The organism is Nioella sediminis, from assembly GCF_001879695.1.
Taxonomy (GTDB): Bacteria; Pseudomonadota; Alphaproteobacteria; order Rhodobacterales; family Rhodobacteraceae; genus Nioella; species Nioella sediminis.
The window spans coordinates 1-5963 of sequence record NZ_MNBL01000152.1 but is presented as its reverse complement, the minus strand read 5'-3'; the positions used below and the strand labels follow the sequence as shown (position 1 = coordinate 5963).

Here is a 5963-nt window from a genome sequence, read left to right as displayed (position 1 = left end):
ACCCGCCGAGAAACGCGCGGCGGAGGCGCTGCTGGAGGGCGTCACCCGCGACCTGCCAGAAGGGGCCGATCAGCCTGAAGAGGGCACCGAGATCGAGGTCGATGCGACCCTGACCATGTCGCGGGAGGAACGGCTGCGCACGCTCGATTTCGAACAGATGAGCAATGCGGAAATGGCCGAGGCCAAGCGGATCATCGCGGACCTGTCCCTGCCGGTGAACCCCCTGCAAAGCCGCCGGACCATGGCAGCCACACGTGGCCGACTGCCCGACTGGCGGCGCACCATGCGCAGTGCCATGCGGCAAGGGGGCGAGATCACCGGGTTCGACATGAAGGCGCGGCGCATTCGCTGGCCCAACCTCGTGGTGCTCTGCGATATCTCCGGCTCCATGTCCTCCTATAGCCGGGCGGTGCTGCATTTCCTCCATGCGGTTGCGAACCGCAAAGGGCAGGGGTGGGCCAAGGTTCATGCGTTTACCTTCGGCACGCGGCTGACCAATATCACCCGCCACATGGGCGCGCGCGATGTGGATGCGGCACTGGCCGCCGCCGGGGCCGAAGCGCAGGACTGGGAAGGCGGCACGCGGATCGGGCAATGCCTGACCGCGTTCAACCGCGACTGGTCGCGCCGGGTTCTGGGGCAGGGGGCGGTGGTGCTGCTGATCACCGACGGGCTGGACCGCGACGACCCGGATGCGCTGGCCGCCCAGATGGAGCGGCTGCATCTATCGTCACGAAAACTCATTTGGCTCAACCCGCTGCTCCGGTGGGACGGCTTCGCGCCGAAGGCCGCCGGGATCAGGGCGATGCTGCCCCATGTGGACAGTTTTCGCGCAGGCCACAACATCGCCGCCCTGCAAGGTCTGGCCGAGGCCCTGTCGCGTCCCGACGACATGGGCGAGAAAGCGCGCCTGATGCGGATGTTGTGAGAGTTTCGTGATTGACGCTGCCACGGGGCAGGGCTAGACCATCCCCGCGTTGCCCGTGTGGCGGAATTGGTAGACGCAGCGGATTCAAAATCCGCCGCCGCAAGGCTTGCCGGTTCGAGTCCGGCCACGGGTACCATTTCAATGAACTGTTCAGGTCTGCTAGGCCTCCCCCCTTGGCGTGTCGGAAATCCGACGCGCTTGCTTCGGCCGCATGTGAATGGCCGTAGCCGGAGTTCAGGTCTTGTCCGAAGGAGCCATTGTCAATCTGGCGCTGTGCGCGCGCGATCCGGCCGGGTGGTTGTCGGCGTGGCGTTCGGGGTATTCTTATGGATAGTCTATTATCCAATTGAACAGGTGCAATCGGCTCTCTTTCGAATTATCGAAAGGGAAGAGTATATTGTCCGAGATAATACAGACAGCCCAGAGACGGAGATCACGATGCCTGTTGCATTCCATCCGCTTAGCCTTGTTCAGCGGCTCCTTCCGGTGCTGTGCGGTCTTATGATATTGACAAGCGGAGCGCAATCGCGGGCCGATACGACCGAGGACATCCTGCTCAGCGTCACGGGCCCGGAGCTCTCGCACGACTTGACCCGCACGGATCTTGAAGAGATCGGAGTCGCCAGCTTTCAGACAACCACGATCTGGACGGATGGCATACAGGAATTCACCGGAACGCCCCTGAATGCCTTCGTCGCAGCGCTTGGGCTGAACGAAGAGCTGGCCTTGCAGGCCATCGCCGCGAATGACTATGCCGTCGAGGTTCCATTGTCCGACGCGGTCGAGGATGGGCCGATCATCGCCTTCCTGCGCAACGGGGAACCGATGACGCTCCGCGATAATGGGCCGCTCTGGCTGGTCTATCCCTATGATCACAATTCCGACTATCAGTCCGAGATCATCTATGCGCGCAGCATCTGGCAGCTGGAACGCATTGTCGTGATCGCGCCCTAACGGGAATAGCCCTTGCCCTGATGCCAGCGCCACGCATCCGCGATCATCTGGTTCAGAGTGGATCGCTCGGGGCTCCAGCCAAGATCCTCGATGGCGCGGGCACTGCCGGAGACCAGCTTGGTGCAATCGCCGGGGCGCCGTTCGCCCAGGGTCATAGGCACGTCGCGATTGGTGACGGCCCGGCTGGCATCGACGACCTCGCGCACGGAAAAGCCCGACCCGGTGCCGAGGTTGAACACCCGAGATCCCTTGTCGGCCTGAAGCCACTTCAGGCCCAGAACATGCGCATCGACAAGATCCATCACATGCACGTAGTCGCGAATGCAGGTGCCGTCGGGTGTGTCGTAGTCGGTGCCGAAAATCGTCAGGGCCGGGCGCTTGCCGTCAATCGCGTCCAGCATCAACGGGATCAGGTGTGTTTCCGGTTGGTGGAACTCGCCGACCTCTGCCTCGGGGTCTGCGCCGGCCACGTTGAAATAGCGGAAGATCACCGTTTCCAGATCATGGCGGGCCGAAAAGTCGCGCAGCATCCCCTCGATCGCCAGTTTCGATCCCCCATAGGCGTTGATCGGTTGTTGCGGCGTGTCCTCGGTCAGCGTGACCTGATCCTGATCGCCATAGGTCGCGCAGGTCGAGGAGAAAACAAAATGACGGCAGCCCGCCGCCACGGTGGCCTCGATCAGGTTCAGCGCACCCATCACGTTTTCGCGCCAGTAGCGTCCGGGGTCCTGCATGGACTCGCCGACCTGGCTGAGCGCCGCGAAATGCATGACGGCAACGGGTTGGTGGGTCGCAAAGACCTCGTCCAGCCGAGCACGGTCCAGCAGGTCGCCTTCTTCGAACGGTCCGAAGCGCACCGCATCGCGCCAGCCGGTGGACAGGTTGTCGAAGGTGATGGGGGTGTATCCGGCGGCCTTCAGGGCCTTGCAGGCATGGGCGCCAATGTAGCCGGCCCCACCTGTGATAAGTACGTTCATACTGCTATCCAAAAAATCGGTTGCGTGTCGCGAATTGCCACCTTTGCCGGGGCGTTGCAGGTCGATCCCGCGGCGGTCTCGCCTGACTTGTCCTGCCGTTCCGGCTGCGCGCCGGTCCTGCGTTCGGAAAACGGGTGTAAAGTTTTGGGTTCGTGGTTTGGTACGGTCTGAAAGGCCAGCGGTCTACCCTCAAGAACGCCACTGAGCCAGAAAAAGTGACCACAGGCACCGGGGAAGGGACGGGGGCCGGTTTGCCGACCGCATATCGGGCGTCCCTGCTGAAAAAGCGGGCGGGCCTCGTGGCGCTGTTGATATGCGGGTCTGCCGCCTGTCTTGGCGGCGGCGGCTATCCGTATGCTCTATGCCGTGACATCGGCGGGAAGGTATGATGGACTGGGCCGTCTCGGGAAGATGGTGACGGAGCAGGGGCAAAGGCGATGCATAGAGACAAGCGACGGTTTTTCGTGCCGACGATCGTCCTTTTGGTGATCGGGGCCTGTGTTGTCGGGATCTGGTTTCTCAGCGCCGATGCGCGGCGAGAGATTGACGCGCTGGCGACCGCGAATGCCGACAGCACCCAGTGGAGCATCGCGCAGACCGAGGTCGAGTTGCTGACGCTGGAAACCGCCGTCCTGACCGCAATGCACGACAACTCGCAGGCGGCTCTCAGGGAAGTGCGCCGTCGCTTCGATGTGTTCTATTCCCGAATCCGCGTTCTGCAAAGATCACAACAGCTCGAACTCGTCCGCGAGGAGGCGGAAGTCGCCGAAACCCTCGAACATGCCATCATGGTTCTCGACAACGCTCTGCCGTTGATCGACGGGCCGGATGCTGAGCTGCGCGCGGGGTTGGACGAACTTGAGGAACAGATCGCCGATCTTCGAAACGATCTCAGATTCGTTACGCTGGAATCCGTCCGCGTCTTCGCCGGACTGGCAGGGCAGCAGCGAGAGCGGGTCGCCAGTGCGCTGCTCGACCTTGCCGCTCTGATCGTTGTCCTGATTCTGGTCCTGTCGACCACCGTCTTCGCCCTGGTCTGGTCGCTGCGTTTGGGTCAGCGCAGAACGGCGGAAATCGCGCTTGCACAAAGTCGTCAGCGCACGATCGTGGGCACCTCCATCGACGGGGTTCTGGTGGTTGGCCGCGACGGGCGCGTCCTTGATTGCAACCCGGCGGCAGAGCGGATCTTCGGCTATGCCCGAGAAGAGGCGATTGGCGCCCGCATGGCCGATCTGATCATCCCCGATCACCTTCAGAAAGCGCATCGGGAGGCCATGGATGAACATCTTCGCACCGGGCGCAGACGGATCCTGGGAGCAGGTCTTGTCGAACTGGAAGCCAAGGACAAGTCGGGCCGGGTCTTTCCCGTCGAACTGTCCATCGACACCGCCGAAAGCACCGAGGGGGAAATCTTCGTTTCCTTCATCCGCGACATCTCGGATCGCCAGCATGCCGAGCGGGAACTGGTGGAGGCCCGTGACAAGGCGCTGGCGGGCGAAGAGGCCAAGGCGGAGCTTCTGGCCGTCATGAGCCATGAGATGCGCACGCCGCTCGGCGGTATTCTGGGCGGGCTGGAATTGCTGTCGGGCACCGAGCTGACCGGGCGTCAGAAAGGATTTGTCGACATGATGAGCCGCTCTGGCCAGCTGCTTCTGCATCATGTCAACAGCGTGCTCGACATCTCGCGCGATGATGCCGGCAAGACGGTTCTGCGGCCTGAACTGTTTGATCCGGTCGAGCTTTTAATGGATGTTGTGAACAGTCAGGGGGTCGCGGCCGAGGCCAAGGGCAACCGGTTGCACGTGTCGGCCGGTGACGATCTGGGGCCTGTGATCGGCGACAGGACCCGGCTCATGCAGGTGATCGTCAATCTTGTGGCGAACGCGATCAAGTTCACCCGCGACGGGCAGATCACCCTGTCTGCCATGCGCGACCCCGGCGGCACCGATGTCGAATTCCGCGTGGCAGATACCGGCATCGGCATCGCCGCCGCGGACCAGGCACGCGTGTTCGACGATTTCGTCACCCTCGACACCCGCTACGCCCGCGAGGTCGAGGGCACCGGACTGGGGCTTGGCATTGCCCGTCGGCTGGTCATGGCCATGGGCGGCGAGATCGGGGTCGTCAGCCAGCCCGGTTCGGGCTCGGAATTCTGGTTTCGGGTGCCCCTGCCGACGGGTGACGCCGTCGCCTTGGACCAGGACGAAGCTGCCACAGATGGCCCGGAGGCCGGTTCGGTCCCCTCGACATCCGGCCTAACGGTTCTGATTGTCGAGGATAACGAGATCAACCGGGCCGTTGCGGTGGAGATGCTGACAGGGATCGGATGCGAAACGGTTCAGGCCCGCGATGGCGCAGAAGCGCAAAGGCTGGCCGGGCAGCGCGGGTTCGACCTGATCCTGATGGATATCAGCATGCCGCGCATTGACGGGATCTCGGCCACCCGGCAGATCCGCGAGACCTCCGGGCCGAACAGCCTGACCCCGATCATTGCCCTGACCGCCCATGCGCTGCCCAAGGATATCGAGCGCTTCCACCAGGCGGGCATGACGGGCGTTCTGATCAAGCCACTGACCCGAAAATCCCTTGTCGATAGTGTCGAACAGCATTGTTCGCGGCGGGTGGAGCTTGCAGACACAGGCGGCGAACCGGCAATCTCCTCCGAGCTTGCACAGCGCGCGGTGGCGGAGATCGCAGAACACCTTTCCCACATGGAAAACATGATCAAAGAGGGGTACCCGTTCCACGATCTGGCCGACCGTGCCCATATGTCGGCCGGTCTGGCGGCCGTGTCCGGTCTGGCGGCGCTTCAGGAGGCGTTGGTGACGCTGGAACTGGCGGTAGCGGAACTGGAGGGCGAAGAGGGGGAGGCAGACGCGCTTGCCGAGCTGCTGGCCGAGGCACGGGACCTGTTTCGGCGCGAAGGGCAGGCGGGCTGATCCTTCTGCGGCAGGCGACCACCGGCACGCGTCCCCCTTGCATAGAAAAACCGCGCCCTCCGTTATGGCCGGAGGACGCGGGTGTTGACCGGTCGCGGGGCTGGGTCCAGGAAAAACCCCGGCCCGATCGAACCTCTTTTCGGGCTCAGTCGAGACCGAACTGGA

The 5963-nt window shown here is 63.2% G+C and carries 4 protein-coding genes and 1 tRNA gene; 4 read left to right on the top strand and 1 reads right to left on the bottom strand.

Annotation, left to right across the window (positions count from 1 at the left end; genetic code table 11):
• From BKY26_RS17035 to BKY26_RS17025, 3 genes are all read left to right on the top strand, one after another.
• Positions 1-928: vWA domain-containing protein (locus BKY26_RS17035; protein ID WP_071691576.1), on the top strand; the 928-nt coding region annotated here is incomplete at its 5' end.
• Positions 929-979: 51 nt separating this feature from the next.
• Positions 980-1064 (top strand) — tRNA-Leu (locus BKY26_RS17030).
• A 365-nt stretch (positions 1065-1429) separates the two neighbouring features.
• The gene (locus BKY26_RS17025; protein ID WP_131541924.1) at positions 1430-1882 is read left to right on the top strand and encodes a putative pterin-binding protein; all 453 of its coding nucleotides are present in this window, start codon (positions 1430-1432) and stop codon (positions 1880-1882) included.
• Here BKY26_RS17025 and galE read toward each other — a convergent pair.
• Complete coding sequence (gene galE, locus BKY26_RS17020) at positions 1879-2859, bottom strand: UDP-glucose 4-epimerase GalE (RefSeq protein WP_071691574.1); 981 nt, start codon at positions 2857-2859, stop codon at positions 1879-1881. The genes BKY26_RS17025 and galE overlap by 4 nt on opposite strands.
• 437 nt (positions 2860-3296) lie before the next feature.
• Between galE and BKY26_RS17015 the strand changes: the two genes are divergently transcribed.
• Complete coding sequence (locus BKY26_RS17015; RefSeq protein WP_071691573.1) at positions 3297-5798, top strand: hybrid sensor histidine kinase/response regulator; 2502 nt, start codon at positions 3297-3299, stop codon at positions 5796-5798.
• The last annotated feature ends 165 nt before the right edge of the window (positions 5799-5963 follow it).

Coding starts and splice junctions, on each gene's coding strand:
- BKY26_RS17015 (WP_071691573.1), top strand. CDS start 3,297: ATGCATAGAGACAAGCGACGGTTTTTCGTGCCGACGATCGTCCTTTTG.
- galE (WP_071691574.1), bottom strand. CDS start 2,859: ATGAACGTACTTATCACAGGTGGGGCCGGCTACATTGGCGCCCATGCC.
- BKY26_RS17025 (WP_131541924.1), top strand. CDS start 1,430: ATGATATTGACAAGCGGAGCGCAATCGCGGGCCGATACGACCGAGGAC.